At 68.6% G+C, this 21,482-nt stretch carries 22 protein-coding genes and 1 riboswitch; of the genes, 6 read left to right on the forward strand and 16 right to left on the reverse strand.

Annotation, left to right across the window (positions count from 1 at the left end; translation table 11 throughout):
- Positions 1 to 35: 35 nt before the first annotated feature.
- Genes F0U60_RS30930 through hisG form a run of 10 tightly spaced genes read right to left on the reverse strand, consistent with a single transcriptional unit; the run spans position 36 to position 7,943 of the window.
- Positions 36 to 734 carry a carboxypeptidase regulatory-like domain-containing protein gene (locus tag F0U60_RS30930; RefSeq protein ID WP_395805118.1) on the reverse strand — a complete coding sequence of 233 codons (699 nt, stop codon included), beginning with the start codon at positions 732 to 734 and terminating at the stop codon, positions 36 to 38.
- A 26-nt stretch (positions 735 to 760) separates the two neighbouring features.
- On the reverse strand, positions 761 to 1,390 hold the full coding sequence (gene hisIE / locus F0U60_RS30935; protein ID WP_395805120.1) for a bifunctional phosphoribosyl-AMP cyclohydrolase/phosphoribosyl-ATP diphosphatase HisIE: 630 nt from the start codon (positions 1,388 to 1,390) through the stop codon (positions 761 to 763).
- Positions 1,387 to 2,163, reverse strand: a complete 777-nt coding sequence (hisN, locus tag F0U60_RS30940; RefSeq protein WP_395805122.1) for a histidinol-phosphatase — start codon at positions 2,161 to 2,163, stop codon at positions 1,387 to 1,389. The genes hisIE and hisN overlap by 4 nt, the downstream gene beginning before the upstream one ends.
- Positions 2,164 to 2,922, reverse strand: a complete 759-nt coding sequence (gene hisF, locus F0U60_RS30945; protein ID WP_203405522.1) for an imidazole glycerol phosphate synthase subunit HisF — start codon at positions 2,920 to 2,922, stop codon at positions 2,164 to 2,166.
- Position 2,923: 1 nt separating this feature from the next.
- Positions 2,924 to 3,460, reverse strand: coding sequence for an imidazoleglycerol-phosphate dehydratase (locus tag F0U60_RS30950; RefSeq protein ID WP_395805125.1), 537 nt, complete (start codon positions 3,458 to 3,460; stop codon positions 2,924 to 2,926).
- Entirely contained in the window at positions 3,457 to 4,170 is a 714-nt protein-coding gene (locus tag F0U60_RS30955; protein ID WP_395805127.1) for a HisA/HisF-related TIM barrel protein, read from the reverse strand. Before F0U60_RS30955 ends, F0U60_RS30950 begins: the two co-directional genes overlap by 4 nt.
- Positions 4,167 to 4,760 carry an imidazole glycerol phosphate synthase subunit HisH gene (gene hisH, locus F0U60_RS30960; protein ID WP_395805129.1) on the reverse strand — a complete coding sequence of 198 codons (594 nt, stop codon included), beginning with the start codon at positions 4,758 to 4,760 and terminating at the stop codon, positions 4,167 to 4,169. Before hisH ends, F0U60_RS30955 begins: the two co-directional genes overlap by 4 nt.
- Positions 4,757 to 5,794 carry a pyridoxal phosphate-dependent aminotransferase gene (locus tag F0U60_RS30965; protein ID WP_395805131.1) on the reverse strand — a complete coding sequence of 346 codons (1,038 nt, stop codon included), beginning with the start codon at positions 5,792 to 5,794 and terminating at the stop codon, positions 4,757 to 4,759. The genes hisH and F0U60_RS30965 overlap by 4 nt, the downstream gene beginning before the upstream one ends.
- On the reverse strand, positions 5,791 to 7,092 hold the full coding sequence (hisD, locus tag F0U60_RS30970) for a histidinol dehydrogenase (protein ID WP_395805133.1): 1,302 nt from the start codon (positions 7,090 to 7,092) through the stop codon (positions 5,791 to 5,793). The genes F0U60_RS30965 and hisD overlap by 4 nt, the downstream gene beginning before the upstream one ends.
- On the reverse strand, positions 7,089 to 7,943 hold the full coding sequence (hisG, locus tag F0U60_RS30975) for an ATP phosphoribosyltransferase (protein ID WP_395805135.1): 855 nt from the start codon (positions 7,941 to 7,943) through the stop codon (positions 7,089 to 7,091). The genes hisD and hisG overlap by 4 nt, the downstream gene beginning before the upstream one ends.
- 457 nt (positions 7,944 to 8,400) lie before the next feature.
- On the opposite strand from hisG, the gene F0U60_RS30980 reads away from it, so the two are divergent.
- Entirely contained in the window at positions 8,401 to 9,732 is a 1,332-nt protein-coding gene (locus F0U60_RS30980; RefSeq protein ID WP_395805137.1) for an HD domain-containing phosphohydrolase, read from the forward strand.
- Between the two features lie 83 nt (positions 9,733 to 9,815).
- A complete protein-coding gene (moaA, locus tag F0U60_RS30985) occupies positions 9,816 to 10,814 on the forward strand; it encodes a GTP 3',8-cyclase MoaA (protein ID WP_395805139.1) in 999 nt (332 codons plus the stop codon).
- A gap of 3 nt (positions 10,815 to 10,817) precedes the next feature.
- On the opposite strand, the gene F0U60_RS30990 is transcribed toward moaA, so the two are convergent.
- Both F0U60_RS30990 and thiC read right to left on the reverse strand, forming a co-directional pair.
- Positions 10,818 to 11,207, reverse strand: coding sequence for a DUF4870 domain-containing protein (locus tag F0U60_RS30990; protein ID WP_395805141.1), 390 nt, complete (start codon positions 11,205 to 11,207; stop codon positions 10,818 to 10,820).
- 120 nt (positions 11,208 to 11,327) lie between these two features.
- Entirely contained in the window at positions 11,328 to 13,211 is a 1,884-nt protein-coding gene (gene thiC / locus F0U60_RS30995; RefSeq protein WP_395805143.1) for a phosphomethylpyrimidine synthase ThiC, read from the reverse strand.
- 40 nt (positions 13,212 to 13,251) lie between these two features.
- Positions 13,252 to 13,360, reverse strand: a riboswitch (TPP riboswitch).
- 241 nt (positions 13,361 to 13,601) lie between these two features.
- On the opposite strand from thiC, the gene F0U60_RS31000 reads away from it, so the two are divergent.
- From F0U60_RS31000 to F0U60_RS31015, 4 genes are all read left to right on the forward strand, one after another.
- Positions 13,602 to 14,039, forward strand: coding sequence for a CBS domain-containing protein (locus F0U60_RS31000; protein ID WP_395805145.1), 438 nt, complete (start codon positions 13,602 to 13,604; stop codon positions 14,037 to 14,039).
- A 21-nt stretch (positions 14,040 to 14,060) separates the two neighbouring features.
- Entirely contained in the window at positions 14,061 to 15,401 is a 1,341-nt protein-coding gene (locus F0U60_RS31005; RefSeq protein WP_395805147.1) for a universal stress protein, read from the forward strand.
- A gap of 126 nt (positions 15,402 to 15,527) precedes the next feature.
- On the forward strand, positions 15,528 to 16,055 hold the full coding sequence (locus F0U60_RS31010; protein WP_395805149.1) for an OsmC family protein: 528 nt from the start codon (positions 15,528 to 15,530) through the stop codon (positions 16,053 to 16,055).
- Between the two features lie 77 nt (positions 16,056 to 16,132).
- Positions 16,133 to 17,557 (forward strand): sigma-54-dependent transcriptional regulator, encoded by a 1,425-nt coding sequence (locus F0U60_RS31015; protein ID WP_395805151.1) that lies wholly within the window; start codon positions 16,133 to 16,135, stop codon positions 17,555 to 17,557.
- Position 17,558: 1 nt separating this feature from the next.
- On the opposite strand, the gene F0U60_RS31020 is transcribed toward F0U60_RS31015, so the two are convergent.
- From F0U60_RS31020 to F0U60_RS31035, 4 genes are all read right to left on the reverse strand, one after another.
- Entirely contained in the window at positions 17,559 to 18,668 is a 1,110-nt protein-coding gene (locus F0U60_RS31020; RefSeq protein WP_395805153.1) for a sensor histidine kinase, read from the reverse strand.
- Positions 18,665 to 19,387, reverse strand: coding sequence for a response regulator (locus tag F0U60_RS31025; protein ID WP_395805155.1), 723 nt, complete (start codon positions 19,385 to 19,387; stop codon positions 18,665 to 18,667). Before F0U60_RS31025 ends, F0U60_RS31020 begins: the two co-directional genes overlap by 4 nt.
- Before the next feature lie 23 nt (positions 19,388 to 19,410).
- Entirely contained in the window at positions 19,411 to 20,565 is a 1,155-nt protein-coding gene (locus tag F0U60_RS31030) for a protoglobin domain-containing protein (protein WP_395805158.1), read from the reverse strand.
- Positions 20,566 to 20,635: 70 nt separating this feature from the next.
- On the reverse strand, positions 20,636 to 21,439 hold the full coding sequence (locus tag F0U60_RS31035; protein WP_395805161.1) for a hypothetical protein: 804 nt from the start codon (positions 21,437 to 21,439) through the stop codon (positions 20,636 to 20,638).
- Between the last annotated feature and the right edge of the window lie 43 nt (positions 21,440 to 21,482).

A 21,482-nucleotide genomic window follows, 5' to 3' on the forward strand; every position in this document is an offset into this window, starting at 1 on the left:
TGCGCGCGCCGGGGCGTGGGGGCTGCTTCGCGCCTTCACTCTTCCGGCTTGAAGGTGATGGTCCCCAGGTCCACCTCCACCTCTTCCTGGTGGATAGTCACGGTGCGCCGGACACTTTCGAGCGGAGACTCAGACAGGTACAGCTCGATCAGCACCGTTCCCAAGCGGTCAAGGGGATGGGCGAACCTGCCCTCTTTGTCCTCGTACCTCTCGCCATTCACGCTGAAGTGCGTGACCGGCGAGCCATCCTCATGGACAAAGCGGCCCTTGACGACAGCGGGATCCACCAGAACGACGCGCACCTCCCGCGCATCAGGACTCAAGGGAATGCTGCCCTGCGGGCCCGCCCCTTCCGCCCCCCCAAAGCCCTCCTTCCAAACGTGCAGCCGGAGCAGCTCACCCGAGACGCCCCGAAAGGTGAAGCGGCCGTCGGAATCCGTCCTCGTACCTGGAGTCGAACCGCCACACGAGATTTCCACCTCGTGGAAGGCGGGTTGTACTCGCACGTTGGCATCCGCGATGGGTTGGCCTCGCCTGTCCACCACGACACCCGAGAGCCGATGAGCCGCCGCGAAACGCAGCCGTACCCGAGCACCTCCCTTGCCAACCTCGACCACCTGGGAGGTTTCACGGGAGAAGACCCCCTGCATCTGCCCGGCAACGACGCGATACCGCCCCTCCTCGGGCGCCGTGAGCGAGAAGCGGCCCTGGAGATCCGAGAAGGTCCCTCGCACGAGATAATCCTCAAAAGAGAGGGAGGCTACTTCTTGGCGGGAGCGACGGTCCTACCGGCGCGGCGCGCGAGCACCGCCTTCACGTCGTCCAGCGTCACGCCCAGGGGGCGCACTGCCACGAGCAGGTGGTAGAGCACGTCCGCGGCCTCCTCGACCGCGCGCTCCTTGTCCCCGTCCGCGCAGGCCGTCACCAGCTCCACGGCCTCCTCGCCGATCTTCTTCAGCCGCAGGTTGCGATCGTCCAGGAGTCGCCGCGTGTAGCTCGGCTTCTCACCCGGCTCCGGCGCCTTCGCCGCGCGCTGGGCGATGGTCCGGTCCAGCTCGACGAGCGCATCCACCGGCCCGATGTCGAAGCAGGTCTCCGCCCCGGTGTGACACGCCGGGCCCGCCTTCTCCACCCGCGCCAGCACGGCGTCCCCATCGCAGTCCGCCGTCAGGGACACCACGCGCTGCACGTTCCCGCTCGTGCCGCCCTTGTGCCACAGCCCGCGCGAGCGCGAGCGGTAGTACATCTCGCCCGTCTCCAGCGTCTTCTCCAACGCCTCGCGGTCCGCGTGCGCCACCATCAGCAGGTCGCCCGAGTGCGCGTCCTGCGTCACCACCGTCACCAGCCCGTTGCCCTTGGTGAAATCCAGCTTCGACAGATCCAGCATCATCCCCTCGTCGTCGCGCCCAGCAGCTCGCGCACCTGTCCCGCGAGCGCCGCGTTCGTCGCGATCGCGTTGCCGCCGAACGAGGTCTTCGTCCCCGTCCAGTCCGTGAATACTCCGCCCGCCTCTTCGATGATGGGCTGCAGCGCCGCCGCATCCCAGGGTGACAGGATCTCGTCGATCATCGCCTCCGCCCGCCCCGTGGCCACCAGCAGGTAGCCGTAGCAGTCACCCCACGTTCGGGCGATGGACGCCTTCGCCGTCAGCGCCCGCCACTTCACGCCCCGCTCCGGGTGCACCTGGAAGCGCTCGTCGGTGGACAACACCAGCGCCCGGGACAGGTCCGCCTCGGCGGACACCCGCGTCCGCTTCCCGTTCCACCAGCACCCCTGCCCCGGCGCCGCCACCAGCATGTCGGCCACCGGAGGGAAGTACGCCGCGCCCGCGAGGATCCGCTCGCCCTCGGCCACCGCCACCAGCGTGCCCCACAGCGGCACGCCGCGGATGAACGTCTTCGTGCCGTCGATGGGGTCCAGAATCCACCGGCGCTTCGCTCCGGGCCGCGTCTCACCAAACTCCTCCCCGAGGATGCCGTCCTCAGGGAAGTGGGACTCGATCCACTCGCGCGCGGTCTTCTCAGCGGTCCGGTCCGCCACCGTCACCGGCGTGCCGTCGCCCTTGGTGTCCACCGTAACGCCTTGGCGGAAGAACCCGAGCGCCACGTCTCCCGACCTGCGCGCCACTTCCTCAGCCGCCTGCATCAACGCCTGCGCATCCATTCAGAGGCTCCTGATCCCGAGGCCGCTCTTCTCGAGCAGCGACTTGATCGCCCCGACAGTGGTGACGCCGTCGTGGAGGATACCCGCGACCAGCGCCGCCTCCGCCTTGCCCTCTTGCAACGCGGCCCGTACGTGCTCCGCGTTGCCCGCACCACCCGAGGCGATGACCGGAACGTCCACCTGCTCGGCGATCGTCCGCGTCAGCTCCAGGTCATACCCCGAACGGGCCCCATCCCGGTCAATGCTCGTGAGCAGGATTTCACCTGCGCCACGTTTCACGCACTCGCGGGCCCAGGCCACCGCGTCCAGGTCCGTGGCGCGTTTGCCGCCGTGGGTGTACACGCGCCACCGGTCGCCGTCCCGCTTGGCGTCGATGCTCGCCACCACGCACTGGGCGCCGAAGCGCTCGGCGCACTCGGTGAGCACCTCGGGCCGGGCCACCGCCGCCGAGTTGATGCTCACCTTATCCGCCCCCGCCCGCAGGGCCCGGCCCACGTCATCCACCGTGCGCACGCCGCCGCCCACCGTGAGCGGGATGAACAGCCGCTCCGCCGTGCGCTGCACCAGGTCCCACAGGGTGCCGCGCTCCTCGTTGCTCGCGGAGATGTCGAGGAAGGTCACCTCGTCGGCGCCCGCCTGCTCGTAGCGCATGGCCAGCTCGACAGGGTCACCCACGTCGCGCAGACCCTCGAACTGGACGCCCTTCACCACGCGTCCACCCTTCACGTCCAGACACACAATCAGTCGCCGCGTGAGCATCTCACTTCACCTCCAGGGCGACGGTGCCCTTCGTGCTGAACACCACTCCCGAGTCCACCATGGCGTCACGCAGCGCCATCCCGAGCGCCTTGAACGCCGCCTCCGTCACGTGGTGACTGTCCTTGCCGCGCAGGATGCGCAGGTGCAGCGTCACCTTGGCGTGCTCGCAGAACGAGCGCATCACGTGCTCGTACAGCTTGTTGCGCAAGGGCCCCCGGTAATAGAAGCGCCCGCCCACGTCGATGCAGGCCTGCACCAGCGCGTCGTCCATGGGGATGGTGCGCTCGCCGTAGCGGGCCGCCGTGGCCGGAATCACCTTCTGCACCGCCGTGCCCAGGGTGATGGCCACGTCCTCCATGAGGTGGTGCCGCAGGTCACCGCGAGCGTGCAGCGTCAGATCCAAGCCCGCGTAGCGCGCGAAGGTGGACAGCATGTGATCGAAGAAGGGCAGGCCCGTGTCCACCTTGGCGGTGCCCTTGCCCAGAGCCACGTCCACCGTGATCTTCGTCTCCTTCGTCTCTCGAACGATGGTCGTCATGCGAACTCCCGCGCCGCTTCGGCCGCGTCCAGCTTGCCCGTGTACAGCGCCATGCCAATGACGGCCCCGAAGGTGCCCACGCGCCCGAGCTCCCGCAGGTCCTCCACCGTCGTCACACCGCCCGAGGCGAACAGCGGGTGCCGGCTCGACCGGGCCACCTCCTCCATCAGCGGCATGTCCACGCCTTCCATCTGCCCTTCTTTGTGCACTGCTGTCACCAGCAGGCCACCCAGGGGCAGAGGCTCCAGCGACTCCAGCACGCTGGCGATGTCCCGGGCGCTGCCCGCCGTCCAGCCACGCGTCACCACCTCGCGGCCCTTCACGTCCGCGGCCACCACCACGCGGCCCGGGAAACGCTCGGCCACCTCGCGCAGCCACACCGCGTCCTCGATGGCCCGCGTGCCCACCACCACGTAGGAAGCGCCCAGCGCGAGCACCGCCTCCACCTTGGCCGTGCTCCGCACGCCGCCGCCCACCGAAAAGGTGAGCCCCGGCTCGTAGTTCAGCAGCCGCCCGATGGGACCCTCGTTGGAGCCCTTACCCAACGCCGCGTCCAGGTCCACCACGTGGAAGGTCTTGAAGCCGAACGAGCGCCAGCGCTTCAGCGCGTCCAGGGGATCATTCACCCGCACCCGCTCGTCAGCGTAGGAACCACCCACGAGCTGCACGCACGCGCCCTCGCGCAGGTCGATGGCGGGGATGGCGATCACGAGCGCACCTCCTCGAGGAAGGCCTGCACGAAGCGCACACCGGCCACCGAGCTCTTCTCCGGGTGGAACTGCACGCCGAGCACCTTCCCGCGCCGCACTGCCGCGGGGAACCGGTCCTCCTCATGCGTCGTCCAGCCCACCACCACACCGGGCTCCTCGGCGCGGCAGACGAAGCTGTGCGCGTAGTAGACGGTGCCCAGCTTCGCGCTCTTCAGCGCGGTGTCCTCCTCCACCGTGTTCCACCCGATGTGAGGCACGCGCCGGGAGGCCAGCTTCGTCACCCGGCCCCGGAAGAGCCCCAGACCCTGGCCGCCACCCTCGTCGCTCGTGTCGAACATGAGCTGCATGCCCAGGCAGATGCCAAGGCACGGCAGGCCCGCCTCCACCGCACGCCGCATCTGCTCGCGCCCTGGCGCCAGCCGCGCCGCCGCCGCGCCGAAGGCACCCACCCCCGGCAGCACCAGCACATCCGTGTCGAGCGCCCGTATCGGGTCCTCCTGCACACGCACCTCCACGCCCGGTGCCATGGCGATCGCCTTGGCCAGCGAGTGCAGATTGCCCGCCCCATAGTCGAAAAGCGTCACTCTCACCGCAGAGCCTCCCGCAGCGCACCCAGCGCCGCTTCCATCATGGTCCAAGGGCCGCATCCGATCCGGAGCGCGTCCCCGATGCCCTTCAGTCCCTGGAACGCCCGCACATTCACGTCCCGCTGCCGCATCCGCTCCGCCACCGCGGGAGCGCCAGGCAACGGCACCATCACGAAGTTGGCCTCGGTGGGCAGCGTCTTCAGCCCCAGTTGCTCCAACTCCGACACCAGCCGGGCCCGGATGGCCAGCGACTCTTCCGCCCGAGCCTTCATCCACGGCAGGTCCTCGGTCAGCGCCGCGGCGGCCATGCGCTCGGACAGCCCTGTCACCTTGTAGGGCCCGCGAGCCTTCTCCACCTCGGCGACCAGCGTGGGGTTACCCACCGCGTAACCCACCCGCAGGCCCGCCAGCCCGAAGGCCTTGGACAGCGTGCGCGTCACGAGCACGTTGGGCCTGGCCGCCAGATCCAGGTGGCTCTCCCGAGCGAACTCGGCATAGGCCTCGTCGAGCAGGACGATACCGGGCGCGTTGTCCACCAGCCGCTCCAGCGCGGCGCGCGAGGCCACCGTGCCCGTGGGGTTGTTGGGCGAGCACACGTAGATGAGCTTCGCGCCCGTGGCGAGCAGCCCGTCCACGTCGATGTCGAAGTCCGGCCGCAGCGGCACCGGCGCGTAGCGCAGGCCGTTCACCTTGGCGAAATAGGACATCATCACGAAGGTGGGATCCGGGAAGGCGATGACCTCACCCGGCTCCAGGAAGGCGCGCAGGGTGCTGTCGATGACGTCATCCGAGCCGCACCCGGTGGTCACCCGAGAGGGCTCCACGCCCGTGTAGCGAGCCACGGCCTGCTTCAGGTCCGGCGCGTAGCCCACGGGGTAGCGGCTCACCTGAGTGGCCACCGTCTCGCGCAGGACGCGCTCGGCGGCCGGGGGCATGCCGAAGAGGTTGGTGTTGTCGCTCAGGTCCACGCTGCACTTCACCTTCGAGGGCGAGTACAGCGGAATGTCCCGGTACGAGGCGCGTGAGGGCAGGCTCATGACTTCCTCCAGCCGCGAGCGGCATCGGCGTGGGCGAAGAGGCCCTCGCTGTCTGCGAGCAACCCCACGTCATCGGCGAGCCGCGCCGCCGCGTCACGGGTCACGCGCTGGTAGGTGGTCCACCGGTAGAAGTCGAGCACGCTCAGCCCCGAGTACGCGCGAGCCAGGCCCGCGGTGGGCAGCACGTGGTTGGCGCCGGTCATGTAGTCGCCGTAGGCCACCGAGGCGTACTGACCCACGAACACCGTCCCCGCGTTGCGTGCCTTCGGCAGATCCTCCATCGGAGACGTGGTGGCGATGAGCAGGTGCTCGGGAGCGAACTCCGCCACGAAGGGCCAAGCCTCCTCCAGCGAGTCCACGCTCAGCACCGCACCACGCTCGCGCAGGGCCCGTGTAACGATCTCGTGACGCCTCGCCCGAGCCGCCGCCCGCTCCACCGCCGCGGCGACCGCCTGCGCCAGGACGTCACCCACCGCCACGGTTACACAGCACGCATCCGGGTCGTGCTCGGCCTGGGCCAGCATCTCTCGAGCCACCGCCTCGGGATCCGCCGAGCTATCAGCCACCACGAGAATCTCACTGGGCCCCGCCGGTGCGTCGATGGCCACCGCGTCCACCACCTGGAGCTTGGCCGCGGCCACATAGGCGTTGCCCGGGCCGACGATGCGGTCCACGCGCGGCACGCTCTCGGTACCATAGGCCATGGCCGCCACCGCCCCTGCTCCACCGAGGGCGAACACACGGTCCGCGCCCGCCAGCGCCGCCGCGGCCAGCACTCCCGCCGAGGGCTTCCCATCCGGGCCCGGCGGCGAGCAGACGATGACCTCGCCCACCCCAGCCACCTTCGCGGGCACCACACCCATGAGCACGCTGCTCGGGTACACGGCTCGGCCACCCGGTGCATACACGCCCACGCGCCCGAGTGGATCCGGCCGACGGCCCACGACGATACCCGGCTCCGTCTCCACCTCGGTGACCTGGGGCTTCTGCGCCGCGTGCGCCTTGGCGATGTTGCGAGCCGCGCGGGCCAGCGCCTCCTTCAGCTTCGGCTCCAGCGAGGCCAGCGCCTCCTCACACACCGAGCGCGGCACCTCCAGCGACTGCAACTCCGCCCGGTCGAACTCGCGAGCCATCTCACGCAGCGCCCGATCTCCCTGGTGGCGCACCCGGGCGATGAGGTCCGCCGTGCGCTGCGCGACGCGGATATCGGAGGTCCCGGTGCGATCCAACAGGCGGCGGCGGGCGTCGGGGGACAACGCATTCAGCCGTCCCCGGTACTTGATCGAGGGCGCGTTCACGGCATCAACCTCTCGATGCGGGTGACGAGGATGCCCTCGCAGCCCAGGGTCTTCAGAGCGGCGATGGTGCGGTAGATGCTCTTGGCGGGCACCACGGCGTGCACGGCCACGTAGTCACCGCCCTGCACGTCCACCACCGTGGGACCGTTGAGGCCCGGCAACACCTCACGCACATTGGGCAGCACGCGGCGCGGCACGTTGGCCATCAGGTAGCGCTTGCCCCGGGCCGCCAGCACCGAGCCCAGCGCCTGCCGCAGCTCCTCCAGCTTCGCCGCCGCCTCGGGCTCGTGACCCTTGCGGGCGATCAACCTCGCGCTCGACTGGACCACCGTCCCTACCTCGCGCAGGCCATTCATCTTCAGCGTCGAGCCCGTGGAGGTCAGGTCCACGATGATGTCCGCGATGCCCAGGTGCGGGGCGATCTCCGTGGCCCCCGACACCGGCACCACCGTCACCCGCTGACCGCGCTTCGTGAAGAACTCCTGCGTCAGCCGGGTGAAGGACGACGCCACGCGGACCCCATCCTGAATGTCCTCGAGCTTCTGGATGCCGCTCTCCTCGCGGGCGGCCACCACCAGGCGGCACTTTCCGAACTCCAGGTCCATCAGCAGGTCCAGCTCGCGGCCGGACTCACACACCAGATCCCACCCGGTGACGCCCGCGTCCGCCGCGCCATCGGCGACGAACTCGGGAATGTCCTGGGCTCGGACGAAGATGGCTTCGAACTCGCCACCGAGCGACGCGGTAAGCGCGCGCTCTCCGCGGACCCGAACCTCCAGACCGGCATCGTTGAACAGCTCGCGAACCTCTTCGGAGAGGCGGCCTTTGTTGGGCAGTGCGATTTTCAGCATCGTGAGGTACCTGGGGGAGGGACGGGCGCAGAAACGAAAAAAGCCCGTCCTGGGTGGGACGGGCTTCCGTTCACTGCGGCGGGTGCGTCTGGGGGCGTCTCTACGCTTTCACCCAGGCATGCGCACGGCGAGCGGTCCCGTCGGAGGGCCGATGATGATGCGCATGATGGTGGATGGACGTGAAACGCACGGCTCATTAGGTAGCGGAAAGACCCCCATGCCGTCAACCCAGCCGCACTCCAGCGCCCTCAAGCCCCACCTGGGCAGGCTGCCGCGCGTATCGCAGGGCCTCTTCCCTGGTAGCACCCACTCCGTTTCGTTTTGATCGATTCCCCCGCCGCAGAGCCGTCGGGGAGGCTTGTCTCACCTTCTAGGGAACCCAACCGAGCGACCAGGAAACGGGAAAAACCGCGTCGGGTTGGCCTTCTGGAGCCCGATCCTCCTAGAATCGCCCCCCGTGGAAGCCATTCCTCCTGTACCTCCCCGGATTCTGATCGTCGACGACGACGATTCCGTGCGTGACGTCATCTCCGTCCTCCTCAGGGAAGAGGGCTACAACTGCGTGGTGGCCAGTGGCGCCGAGATGGCCCTGGACATCGCCGCGCAGGAAGAGACGCCGCTGGTTATCAGCGACATGAAGATGCCAGGCAAGGATGGCCTGTGGCTGCTCGAGCAGCTGCGCGAGCGCTATCCGGACACCTCCGTCATCATGCTCACCGGCTATGGCGACACCGAGTCCGCGGTGGATTGCCTGCGCCGGGGCGCGGTGGACTACCTCCTCAAGCCACCCAAGCTGACGGATCTCATCCGTGCCATCGAGCGCGCGCTCGCCAAGCGCCGCATCGAGCTGGCGCGCAAGCGCTACCAGAAGAAGCTGGAGCGCAAGGTGCGCGATCGCACGACCGAGCTGCGCAACGCGCTCCGGGACATCGCCAACACCTACCAGGCCACCCTGCTGGCGCTGGTGGCGGCGCTGGACGCCCGCGAGCACGAGACGTCGGACCACTCGCAGCGCGTCGTGCGCTACACCAACGCCGTCGCCGAGCGCCTGGGCATCAAGGGCCAGGAGCTGGAGGAGATCGGCCGTGGCGCCCTCCTGCACGACATCGGCAAGATTGGCGTGCCGGACGCCGTGCTACTCAAGCCGGGCAAGCTCACCCCGGAGGAGTGGCAGGAGATGCGCAAGCATCCGGACATCGGCTTCCAGATGATCCAGAACATCCCCTTCCTGGCCACGCCGGCGCAGATCGTGCTGTCGCACCAGGAGCGCTGGGATGGTCAGGGCTACCCGCGCAACCTCCGGGGCCAGGAGATCCACATCGGCGCGCGCATCTTCGCCGTGGCGGACACCCTGGACGCGATGACCAGCGACCGGCCCTACCGCAAGGGCACCACCTTCGCCAACGCCATCGCGGAGATCACCCGCTGCGCCGGGACGCAGTTCGATCGCGAGGTCGTCCGGGCCTTCCTCGACATCGGTGAGCAGGCGCTCATCAAAATCAAGGAAGACATGCACAACCGGAAGCTGACGCTGGTGCAGGCGGAGGCCCAGGCCCAGGAGGCCGAAGCCACCCTCGCCCGGCTCAGTGATGACCTGGATGAAATCGACCAGACCATCCCCGGCCCTGGGAGCCCGACCCCGAGTCCTCGAGGTGCCAATCCGGCCCCCACGACCCCTACGCCCAACTCGGGGGTAGGAGCCTCGACCCCAGCTTCATCGGGTCGTGCGGAGCCCTCCGTCGTTCTCTCGGTCCTGGCCGGAGGACGCCAGGGCAACTCGCGCGAGTAAGTTCCCCTCCGGGTGCGCCTGAACAGAAGCGCATCGGCGGGGATGCCAGCGGGAGTGAATGGGGTTAATAGTCGGACCACATCATGATGCCCGCTCCCCAACAGAGGGATCCCCTGCTCCCTCCCCTGCAGGACGCCCAGGGAAGAACCATGACGTACCTGCGCCTGTCCGTGACGGACCGGTGCAACTTCCGCTGCTCGTACTGCTCGCCCGCCAGCTGGGGGGGGAAGAAGGATCTGCTGTCCCCCGAGGAATTCGAGCGCATCGCCTCCGTCTTCGCCCGGATGGGCATCCGCCGGGTGCGCCTCACGGGGGGCGAGCCCCTCATCCGCCCGGACATCGTCGACATCGTCCGGCGCATCGCCGCGCTGCCGGGAATGGAGCAGGTGGCCATCACCACCAACGCCAGCCACCTGGAGCGGCTGGCCGTGCCCTTGCGCGAGGCGGGCGCCAACCAGCTCAACATCAGCCTGGACACCCTGTCCGAGGCCACCTTCCGGAGCATCTCCAAGCAGGGGGACTTCGCCTCCATCCTGCGAGGCATCGACGCGGCCGTGGGAGCGGGCTACGCCGCCCTGAAGCTCAACGTCGTCACCATGCGCGGGGTGAACGACGCCGAGGCCCCAGCGCTGGTCGCCTACGCCCACGCCCGAGGCATCACGCCTCGTTTCATCGAGCTGATGCCCTTTGGCCAGGGCACGCCGGTACCCACCGCGGAGCTGGTGGAGCGGCTCCAGGCCTCCGGACTCTCCCTGGTCCCCGACGATGAGCAGCACGGCGCCACCGCGGGCCCGGCGACCTACTGGCGCGCGCCCGGGGGGCGGGTGGGCTTCATCTCTCCCCTCACCCAGAACTTCTGCGGCGGCTGCAACCGTGTGCGCGTGGCCTCCAATGGCGACCTGCGCAGTTGCCTCGGCGGACGCGCCCAGGCCCCGCTGCACGCGCTCATCCGTGGCGGCGCCACGGACGCGGAGCTCGCCTTGGCCATCCGCGCGGCCCTCGGCGAGAAGCCGGAGGGCCACCGCTTCACGGAGCCCGGCGCTGGCGCCTACCTGCTGCCCATGATGGGCATTGGCGGCTGAGCGTTACTTGATCAACCGGAGGGTGGCCGGGTAGCGGAACACCTCTCCGTTGTACGCCTTGATACCGGCGATGATCGTCATCACCAGCCCGAAGAGGGCAATGACGACGCCCAGGACGAGTCCCACGCCAATGCAGGCCGTCACCAGCGAGACGACGTAGCCGATCAGCAGGGTGATCTGGAAGTTGAGCGACTCCTTCGCGTGGTTGTCGACCCAGCCGGACTGAGCCCCCTTCGTGCTCCGGATGACGAGGGGCCCCACGAACCCGATGAACGGCATCGCAATGACGTAGGGAGCCAGGGTGAGCACGTGAGCGAGCATGGCCCACTGCTTCTCCTCCGCCGTGGGAAGCGGAGAACCCGTGATGAAGCCGGCCGGCTGCTGCACGTCCATGAGAACCCCTCCAGGTCCTGAGGGGGGCGCGATCACCGCGCCCCCTGGAGTCCATCATCCGACAATCCCGGGGCGGATGTCACGCACCGGGCGTCGGGTGGTGAGAGGAGACCTCAAAAGTCAGCGGTAGATCTCCGCGCCGGCCTTCTTGAACTCCTCGCTCTTCTCGGCCATGCCCGTCTCCAGGGCCTTCTGCTCGTCGAGCCCCACCTTCTCCGCGTAGTCGCGCACGTCCTGGGTGATCTTCATCGAGCAGAACTGCGGGCCGCACATGGAGCAGAAGTGGGCCACCTTGGCGCCCTCGGCGGGCAGGGTCTCGTCGTGGAAGGCGCGGGCGCGCTCGGGATCCAACGAGAGGTTGAACTGATCCTCCCAGCGGAACTCGAAGCGGGCCTTGGACAGGGCGTTGTCGCGCATCTGCGCGCCCGGGTGCCCCTTGGCGAGGTCCGCGGCGTGGGCGGCGATCTTGTAGGTGATGACGCCCTCCTTCACGTCGTCCCGGTTGGGCAGCCCCAGGTGCTCCTTGGGCGTGACGTAGCAGAGCATCGCCGTGCCGAACCAGCCGATCATCGCCGCGCCGATGCCGCTGGTGAAGTGATCATACCCCGGCGCGATGTCCGTGGTGAGGGGCCCCAGCGTGTAGAAGGGCGCCTCGTGGCACACCGCGAGCTGCTTCGTCATGTTCTCCTGGATGAGGTGCAGGGGCACGTGGCCGGGGCCCTCGATCATCACCTGCACGTCGTGCTTCCAGGCGATCTTCGTCAGCTCCCCCAGCGCCTCCAGCTCGCCGAACTGCGCCGCGTCGTTGGCGTCCGCGATGGAGCCCGGCCGCAGCCCGTCACCCAGGCTGAAGCTGACGTCGTACGCCTTGAGGATCTCGCAGATCTCCTCGAAGTGCGTGTAGAGGAAGTTCTCCTTGTGGTGGGCCAGGCACCACTTGGCCAGGATGGAGCCACCCCGGCTGACGATGCCGGTGACGCGCTTCGCCGTGAGCGGGATGTAGCGCAGCAACACGCCGGCGTGGATGGTGAAGTAGTCCACCCCCTGCTCACACTGCTCGATGAGGGTGTCGCGGTAGATTTCCCAGGTGAGCTCCTCGGCTTTGCCGCCCACCTTCTCCAGCGCCTGGTAGATGGGCACCGTGCCGATGGGCACCGGGGCATTGCGGAGGATCCACTCGCGCGTCTCGTGGATGTTGCGGCCGGTGGACAGGTCCATCACCGTGTCCGCGCCCCAGCGGATGGACCACACCATCTTCTCCACCTCCTCCTCGATGGAAGAGGTGACGGCCGAGTTGCCGATGTTGGCGTTGATCTTCACCAGGAAGTTGCGGCCGATGATCATCGGCTCCAGCTCCGGGTGGTTGATGTTGGCCGGGATGATGGCCCGGCCCCGCGCCACCTCGTCCCGCACGAACTCAGGGGTGATCTCCCGAGGGATGGCGGCGCCCCAGGAGTGGCCCGGGTGCTGCCGGGACAGCTCGGCGGCCACGGCCTCGCGCTTGAGGTTCTCGCGCACGGCCACGAACTCCATCTCCGGGGTGATGATGCCCTTGCGGGCGTAGTGCATCTGGGTGACGTTGGCACCCGGCCTGGCCACCAGCGGCTTGCGGCGGTGGGCGAAGCGCAGCCCGTTCAGGCGCGGGTCCGACTCGCGGGTGCGGCCATACTCGGAGGTGACTCCAGGCAACTCCTCCACGTCCCCCCGGCGGCGGATCCACTCGGCACGCAGCGCGGGCAGCCCCGCCCGGAGATCGAGGGTGGCGTCGGGATCCGTGTACGGGCCGCTCGAGTCATAGACGAGGATGGAGGGGTTGGGCGTCACCTTCGCGTCCGGACCGTGGCCGTGGCGGGTGGGCGTCTGGCTGATCTCCCGCATGGGCACGCGGATGTCCGGGTGCTGGACGCCGGACACGTACACCTTGCGCGAGGCCGGTAGGGGCCCGCGGGTAATACCCTCCAGCACCTTGCCATCCACCTTGAGGCTCTTCGAGGCTCCGCTCACGTCACTCCTCCTCTGCCCGGACAAAGGGAGCGGGCAAGAAGAGGAGCGCCCGCCGCTTCCCTCCGCCGGTGCTAACCGGTTCAGGTTCCAAGGGTTGGCCGCTCCACGGCCGTCTCAGCCTCTCTCCGGAGGCACCCCTAGCGACTGGGCTGGGGTGTAGCGCACCGGAGGACCCCGCTTCAACCGTTTGGAGGGCGCCCTGTTCACGAGGAAGCCATCAGGCAAGTCCCCGCAGCATCTGCGGGTGGCTCGCGAAAACACGAAAACGTTGCGGCTGGCAACTACCGCGTATGGCAGCCAACGTGGCGGGCCCAGAGGGGAGACCTCCTTGGAACCAAACCTGCAATAGCTTCTTTCAGAACCCACGACACACGAGGACCGGAGATACGTATGCAGACCGTCGGAGAGCTGATGACCCACAGCAATCTGGTCACGCTCACGGAGACCCAGAACCTGGCCCTGGCAGAGGAGTTGCTCCGCCTGCATCGCATCCGCCACCTGCCGGTGGTCCGTAACGGCAAGCTCGTAGGGCTCATCACCCATCGCGATCTGCTGCGAGCCGCGGCGCAGCGCGGCGGAGCGGATCCTGCCAAGCAGCCGCTGTGGGCCTCGGACGTCATGGTGCGTGACGTAAAGACGGTGCGTTCGGACACGCCCACCCGCGACGCGGTGAAGCTGATGCTGGACAACAAGTACGGCTGCCTGCCCGTGGTGGGAGCGGACGGAGAGCTGGTCGGCATCCTCACGGAGGCGGACATGGTCCGCTACGCCCAGCACCTCATCGAGGATATGGACCGCCGCAGCCTGGCGGCCGAGTACGAGGCCTGAGACAGGCCATGGGGGAGCACCATGTCGATCGTCTTCGGAACGGACTTCTCGGAACGGGCGATGACGGCAGCCAAGGCGGCGGCGGCACTCGCCCGCCGCAGTGGCGAGGTGCTCCACCTGGTACACGTCACCGAGTACGGCAGCGCGGGGCGCACCACCTCGGCCGATGAGGCCCTGCGTCGGGATGCGCTCGCCCGCCTGGAGGAACAGGCCGCTGCGCTGCGCACCGAAGACACGCGGGTGGAACTCCACCTGCTAGAGGGCTCCCCGGACGAGGTGCTCGTCGAGCATGCCGCCGTCGTTCATGCCTCGCTCATCGTGGTGTCCCACCATGGGCAGCGAGCGCCGCGCTGGCGCATCGGCAACGTGGCCGAGCGGGTGGTGCAGTCCGCCCGGTGCCCGGTGCTGGTCGTCCGCTCGGCGGGCCCTCTGGAGGCCTGGGCTCGTGGAGAGCGCAGCCTGCGTCTGCTCCTGGGCTTGGACTTCTCCTCGCCCTCGGAGGCGGCGGTGGCCTGGGTGCGCAAGCTGCGCACGCTCGGCAACTGCGAGGTGGTGGCTGCCCACCACTACTGGGGCGCGGATGCCCACGTGCGCTATGGCGTCCCCCTCTCCCCCGAGTCCGAGGTGACGTCCGAGGTCGAAGAGGCGCTGCGGAGAGATCTCACAGCCCGCCTGGGCGACATGCCCGGCACCGGCGCGGTGTGGGTGCACCTGGATATCGGTCTGGGCCGGCCCTCGGATGCGCTGGTCGCACTGGCGCGCAAGGAAGAGGCAGATCTCATCGTGGTGGGCACCCACCAGCGCACCGGAGCGAGCAAGTGGTGGTACGGCTCGGTGTCGCAGCGCATTGTCCATGAATCGCCCGTCTCGGTGCTGTGTGTGCCGGCCAGCATGGCCTCAGCGCTCACCATCCCCGAGGTGCGCCGGGTGCTGGCCCCCACGGACCTCTCCGAGGTGGGCGTCAGCGCCATCCGCCATGCCTATTCGATCGTCCCCGCCGGCGGCACCGTCTACCTGCTGCACGTGCTGGAGCCCCTGGACGGAACACCGCCCCTCTACGCTCAGTACCTCGGGCCGCAGGGCGCCCCAGCCCACACCCCCGAGCAGGAGCGCCTCGCCGAGCAGCTGCGGGGACTCATCCCTCCCGAGGCGGCTGCTCGTGGCATCTCCACGCGGGTGGAGGTGGTGCACGGACGGAAGGTGTCCGAGGCCATCAACCAGGCGGCCGAGCGGCATGGCTGCGACATCATCTGTCTGGCCACCCATGGGCGCTCGGGGTTGAGCAAAGCGCTGGTGGGCTCGGTGGCGCAGGAGGTGCTTCAGAACAGCTCCAGGCCGGTGTTGCTCATCCGACCTACCTGAGCAGGCGGGCACTCAGCCTCCTGCCCTGAGGCCCGCCGAGGCGTGCTCATTTTGTCGTGCTGGGAGGTCTTTCCGGCACGCACATTGAAGGTCCCATCATGGGTAAACGATACCCGGAGGTGCGATGTGACCTACGTTGCCATCACCGAGTTCGAGACGCGGCTCCAGTGGGAGAGGGAGTATGGAGCACGGCTGTCTGGAGATCGGGTACCGGCCATTCCCTTGGCTGGACAGCTTGATGAGCTGGAAGGGCAGTGGAACCCGGAGACTCTGCTGGTGGGCGCCGTAGAGGGACGTACCCTTTTGGCCTTCCTGGAGCAGGCGCGTTCCCTGGGTGTGGAGATTCTTTTCTACCAGAGCTCCGCGGTGGCCCGCCGGGTGGATGGTCCGGATGGACTCCCCCACTACACGGACCTGATCGTCCGGCCCCATGTGGCCGTGCGGAACGAGGATGACGCGGCGCTCGTCCGGCGCGTCTTCGATGCGCTCCCGGAGCGCTGCTTCCCCAGTTCCGTGCTGCGGATTACCCCGCGCATCGAGCCCATCATCGACACCTGGGACGAGCAGCACGAGGAGGCGCTCGAGGAGGATCGCCTCCATGAACAGCCGTGGTGTTGGCTGCGAGGGGGGCGTGCAGCCGGTTACGACCCTTGACGCGGCGTGCCGGGCGTGGTTGCTCACCGTCTCCGGAATTCGCCCGTCCTGGGCGATTGCTTGTTACGGTTCACACCATGTCCGCTCAACGCATCCTGGTCGTCGACGACGAGGTCAATGCCCGCCGCGCCATCGCCACCATCCTGGGCGAGGAAGGTTATGAAGTCGCCGAGGCCTCCAATGGCGAGGAGGGGCTCGCTCGCCTGGCCGATTTCTCGCCCGCCGCCGTCCTGACGGATGTGCGCATGCCGAAGATGGACGGGCTCACCTTCCTGGCGAAGGCCCGCGAGCAGGGCTCGGACGCCACGTTCATTGTGATGACCGCCTTCGCCAGCGTGGAGACGGCGGTGGAGGCCATGCGCGCCGGCGCCGAGAACTACCTGGTGAAGCCCCTGGACGCCAACGCCGTGCTGGTGGTGCTGGGCAAGGCCTTGGAGAAGCGGGCCCTGAAGCGCGAGACGGAGACCCTGCGCGAGCAGGTGCGTCAGCGCACGCGCTTCCACAACATCATCGGCGAAGCGCCCCAGCTCCAAGCCATCTACGACGTGGTGCGCCGGGCGGCGACGACCCGGGCCACGGTGCTCATCCTCGGTGAGTCCGGCACGGGCAAGGAGCTGATCGCCCAGGCCATCCACCAGGAGTCCCAACGGCGCGACAAGCCCTTCATCAAGGTGCACTGCGCCGCGCTCTCCGAGAACCTGCTGGAGAGCGAGCTGTTCGGCCACGAGAAGGGCGCCTTCACCGGCGCGCTGGCCCGCAAGGAAGGCCGCTTCGAGCTGGCCGACGGGGGCACCCTCTTCCTGGACGAGATTGGTGAGATCTCCCCGTCCGTGCAGGTGAAGCTGCTGCGCGTGCTGCAACAGCGCGAGTTCGAGCGCGTGGGCGGCACGCAGTCGCTGAAGGTGGACGTGCGCATCGTGGCGGCCACCCATCGGGATTTGACGGCCGAGGTGAAGGCAGGCCGGTTCCGCGAGGACCTCTACTACCGGCTGAACGTGGTGGCGGTGACGTTGCCCGCTCTGCGCGAGCGCAAGAGCGACATCCCCGCGCTGGTGAACCACTTCCTGGAGAAGTACAGCGACTCGTACGGCAAGGACGTGCGGGGGCTGGCACCGGGCACGCTGCAGGCGCTGCTGTCGTATGACTGGCCGGGCAACATCCGCGAGCTGGAGAACGCCATTGAGCGTGCCGTGGTGCTGGCCGCGGGCAACGAGCTGACGACGGATGATCTGCCGCCCGTGCTGCGTGGCCCTCGGCCCACCGGCTCATCGCCGTCGTCGCTCATCCCGGGCGCCTCGCTGGCGCAGATCGAACGCGAGGCGATCCTCCGTACCCTGGAGATGGTGCACGGCTCCACCACGCGGGCCGCGGAGATCCTCGGCATCAGCGTGCGCAAGGTGCAGTACCGACTCAAGGAGTACAGCGCCGCCACGGACGGCAAGCCCGCTCCGCCCCCGAGTCCGGAGGAGGAGAACTCGGAATCCGAGGCCGTCTCCGAGTAGCTCAGGGAGCCAGGGGCAGGCGCAGGAAGAACCTCGCCCCACCCTCCGGAGAGCTGTCCACCTCCAGCGTGCCGCCGTGCTGCGTCACGATGGAGTGGACGATGGACAGGCCCAGCCCCGAGCCCTGCGCCTTCGTGGTGAAGAAGGGCTCGAAGAGCCGGTCGCGAACCTCCAGCGGGACACCCGGGCCCGTGTCGTCCACGGTGATCCACGCCATGTCTCCCTCGCGGCCCGCGGAGACACGGACGAGCCCTCCCGCCGGCGTGGCCTCCAGCGCGTTGATGGCCAGGTTGATGATCACCTGCCGCAACCGCTCCTCCTCGCCCCAGACGGGGGGTACCGACAGGAGCCCCTCCCCTTCCAGCTCCAGCCGGACGCGGCGAGCATCCGCCTGGCCCCCCAGGAGATCCACCACACGCCGCAGCAGCGTCTTCAGCTCCACCGGCTCCGGGCGGAACTCGCGCGGCCGCGCGAACTGGAGGAAGTCCTCGAGGATGTGATCCAACCGGCGGATCTCATCGCGCACCAACATCAGGGGCTCCAGGAGGTTGGGCTGCAAGTCCTCGGAGAGCCGCCGCACCCGACGCTCCAGCACGGAGAGCTGGAGGGCCGCCGCGTTGAGCGGGTTGCGAATCTCATGGGAGAGCCCCGCCGTCATCGTGCCCACCGCGGCGAGCTTCTCCGTCACCTGGGCCCGACGCGCCAGCTCGCGCTTCTCGGCCTGCAGGCGCACCTGGCGCATGGCCTGCTCCAGCGTGAGAAGCAGCTCGTTGGGCGCGCAGGGCTTCATCAGATAGGCGCAGGCCCCCGCGCGCACCGCCGCCACCGCCGTCTCCAACGTGGCGAAGCCCGTGAGCAGCACCACCTCGGACTCGGGCACCTTCTCCTTCAGCTCGCGGGCGAGCGCCGTCCCCTCCCCGTCCGGCAACCGCAGGTCCACCAGCGCCACGTCGAAGCCGTCCCCGGCCCGCTCGCGCGCCTCGCGGCAACTGCTCGCTCCCTCCACCAGGTAACCCGCGTCGCCGAGCAACTCCTGAAGGTTGTCGAGGAAGGCCGCGTTGTCATCGACGACGAGTACCCGAGGACGATGAGATGAATGGGGAAGGCTCATGACACCTGCTGACGACGCGAAGCGTGGACGCGCTCCAGCACGTTCAGCAACTCGGCCGTATCGAAGGGTTTGGGGAAGATGCCCGCGTACTCCGGCATGGCCGCCTCGGGTACCACTTCCGGGAAGGCCGTCATCACGAAGACCGGCAGCTCGGGGAAGCGCGCTCTCAGCCGGCGCAGCGCCTCTCCATCTGGGCCACCCGGCAGCCGCAGGTCCACCAGCGCGGCGAAGGGCTGTACCGAGGCCAGTTGCTCCGCGTCCAGCACCGAGCGCGCGGTGACACACGAGAAGCCGCGGGAACGCAACACCTCGGTGAGGTTGTCGCTGAGGGCCAGGTCGTCCTCGACGAGCGCCACCAGCCCGTCCCGACGTGCCTCGGACAACAACGAGACGAGCGTGGGAATGGGCACGGGCTTGGGCAGCACCGCGAGCAACCCCTCGCGCCGAGCGGTCTCGAGGTCATCCTCTCCGGGATAGGCCGTGATGACCACGGCGGCGAGTCCCGGATCCACCTTGCGGATGTGGTGCACCGCCGCGGCCCCGCTCATGCCCGGCATCTTCATGTCCGTGAGGAGCACGTCGAAGCGCTGGGTACGCGCCAACTCCAGGGCCTGGGCCCCATCCGTCACCACCGTGGCCTCGTCCCCCGCATCCCTGAGGATCTCCGCGAGGTTCTCCGCGAAGGCCTTGTTGTCATCGAGCAGCAGGTAGTTCCTCATGCCATTCCCTAGGTCCTTCCCTACTACAGGGAAGAGGTGGGGAGCGGGAGCTTCAGGACAAAACGCGCGCCCCGGCCCTCGCGAGGAGCGTAGACGATAGAGCCACCGTGGCGCTCAATGATGCGCTTGACGAGCGGCAGGCCCAGGCCGATGCCCCGGGCCTTGGTGGTCATCAGCGGCTCGAACATCCGGCGCCGGATGGGCTCGCTGACGCCCGGCCCCGAGTCCTCCAGGATGAGCTCCACCGCCTCCGGGCCCGACGAGGCCGACAGCGTCACCGTCCCCGTCTCACCCAAGGCCTGCACGGCGTTCTCTAGCAGGTTGACGAAGACCTGGCGCATCTGCCCGGGGTCTCCCTGCAGCGTGGGGAGCCCCTCCAACCCCTCCGCCTGAATGGACACACCAGGAGCTCCCTGCACCGAGGTGAGCGCGTCCTTCCACACCTCGTCGAGCCGCAGGGGCTCGCGCTTGAGCGGCTTGTCGCGGATCATGTCCAGCAGGTCCGAGACGATGCGATTGGCCAGCGTCACCTGCTCACCGATGCGCTCCAGGTGCTTGGTGGCGCGCTCGTCGGAGGCCAGGGGACGACCCTTGAGGATGAAGAGCGATGTCTCGATGACGCCCAGGGGGTTGCGCAGCTCGTGCCCAATGGAGCCCACGAGCTGGCCGAAGGTGGACAGCCGCTCGTTGCGCGCCTGCTGGGCGAGGAGGTCCTCCCGGTAGGTGTGCAGCATGATGGCCAGCTCGAGATCGAGGATCTTCCCGAGTGCCACGCGTGCGGCCCGCAGCACCTCCGGCTGGCGGGCATAGTTCTCGTCGATGATGCGGTTGAACTCCTGCCGCAGGGTGTTCATCGAGCCGAACATGTAGTGCTGGGGCAGCGCGATGCGCACGTGCATGCGGCCGATACGGCAGCGCAGGTTGTAGTAGTTCTCATCCCACGGCCCACGCAGGAGCTGCTCCATCCAGGCCCGCAACGTGACCTTGAGGTGCCCCACCTGGCTCTCGCCGGCCAGGGCGCTGCGAGCGCCTTCGTGCTCCAGGATGCGAGCATAGAAGACCTCCGCGATGGCCGGGAACTCGGGCTGGGCCACCTCGTGCAGGGCCCGGAGTGCCTGCTCATCCTCGGGTCCAAAGCCCACGTAACGCTTCAACTCTTCGAACAAGGTCTCCGCCATTCGTAGGTAAACGTCTTAGCGCGCCCGAATTCGAGAAACACCGGGTCACCACCCCTCCCCTGCACGGAAATCAACCTTGCGGGGGAGCAGAAGCCCAGGGCAGCTGCTCCACGGAGCAACCGAGCTGCCGGGCCAACTCCAGGAGCAGGAGCTCACGCTGCGTGCGCAGCTCCAGGTGGGCCCGCTGCTGCCGGTTGAGGAATCGCAGGCCCTCGAGGACCTCCAGGAGGCTCGCCTCACCCGAGGAGAGTGAGATGAGCGCGGAACCCAGGGACTCCTCGGCCGCGGGCAGCAGCTGCTCCTCCAGGGAGGCCAAGAGCCGATCCACCGAGGCCAGGCGGGCCAGCAGACGATCCACGGCTGGCGAGAGCGGCCCCACGAGCGCGTCCCGCTCGAGCGTTCCATCCGGGGACCAGGGCGGCGGGCGCTCGCCATCGAGGAGGGCATTGTCCGGATCGCTCCGACCCAGCTCGTCGAGCAGCAGCTTTCGCGCCTCTGCCAGCGCGACCAGTTCGTGATTCGTGGCGATCAACTCGGCATCGAGCCGCACGTGCTCATGCGCGAGGAGAACCTCCTGGGGCGCCTGCGCGTTGAAGCGCCCGAGCGTGTCGAGGAAGTCTCGGGTGCCCTGCGCGATCCCCTGCGCCTCCCGGTTGAAACGCAGCCACAGCCGCACGGAGGCCTCCTCGCGCCCGGGGGACTCCAGGAAACGGGCGAGCTCAACGGGCCTGGGCCTGGACGCGGGTGGCGTGACCACTGGGCGAGGCCGGGGCGGCGGCTGGATGCGAAGAGGACTGCCCGGCTCCACCGCACGAGCGGGACCCGTCAGCAGGAGCGCGAGGACGACGAGGAATTCCCTGGGGAAGTGGAACATGATGGCGCCTTCTTCAGGACTTGCAGGGCAAGAAGCACGCCAG

This window comes from Archangium minus, assembly GCF_044360475.1.
In the GTDB taxonomy this organism is placed as follows: Bacteria; Myxococcota; Myxococcia; order Myxococcales; family Myxococcaceae; genus Archangium; species Archangium minus.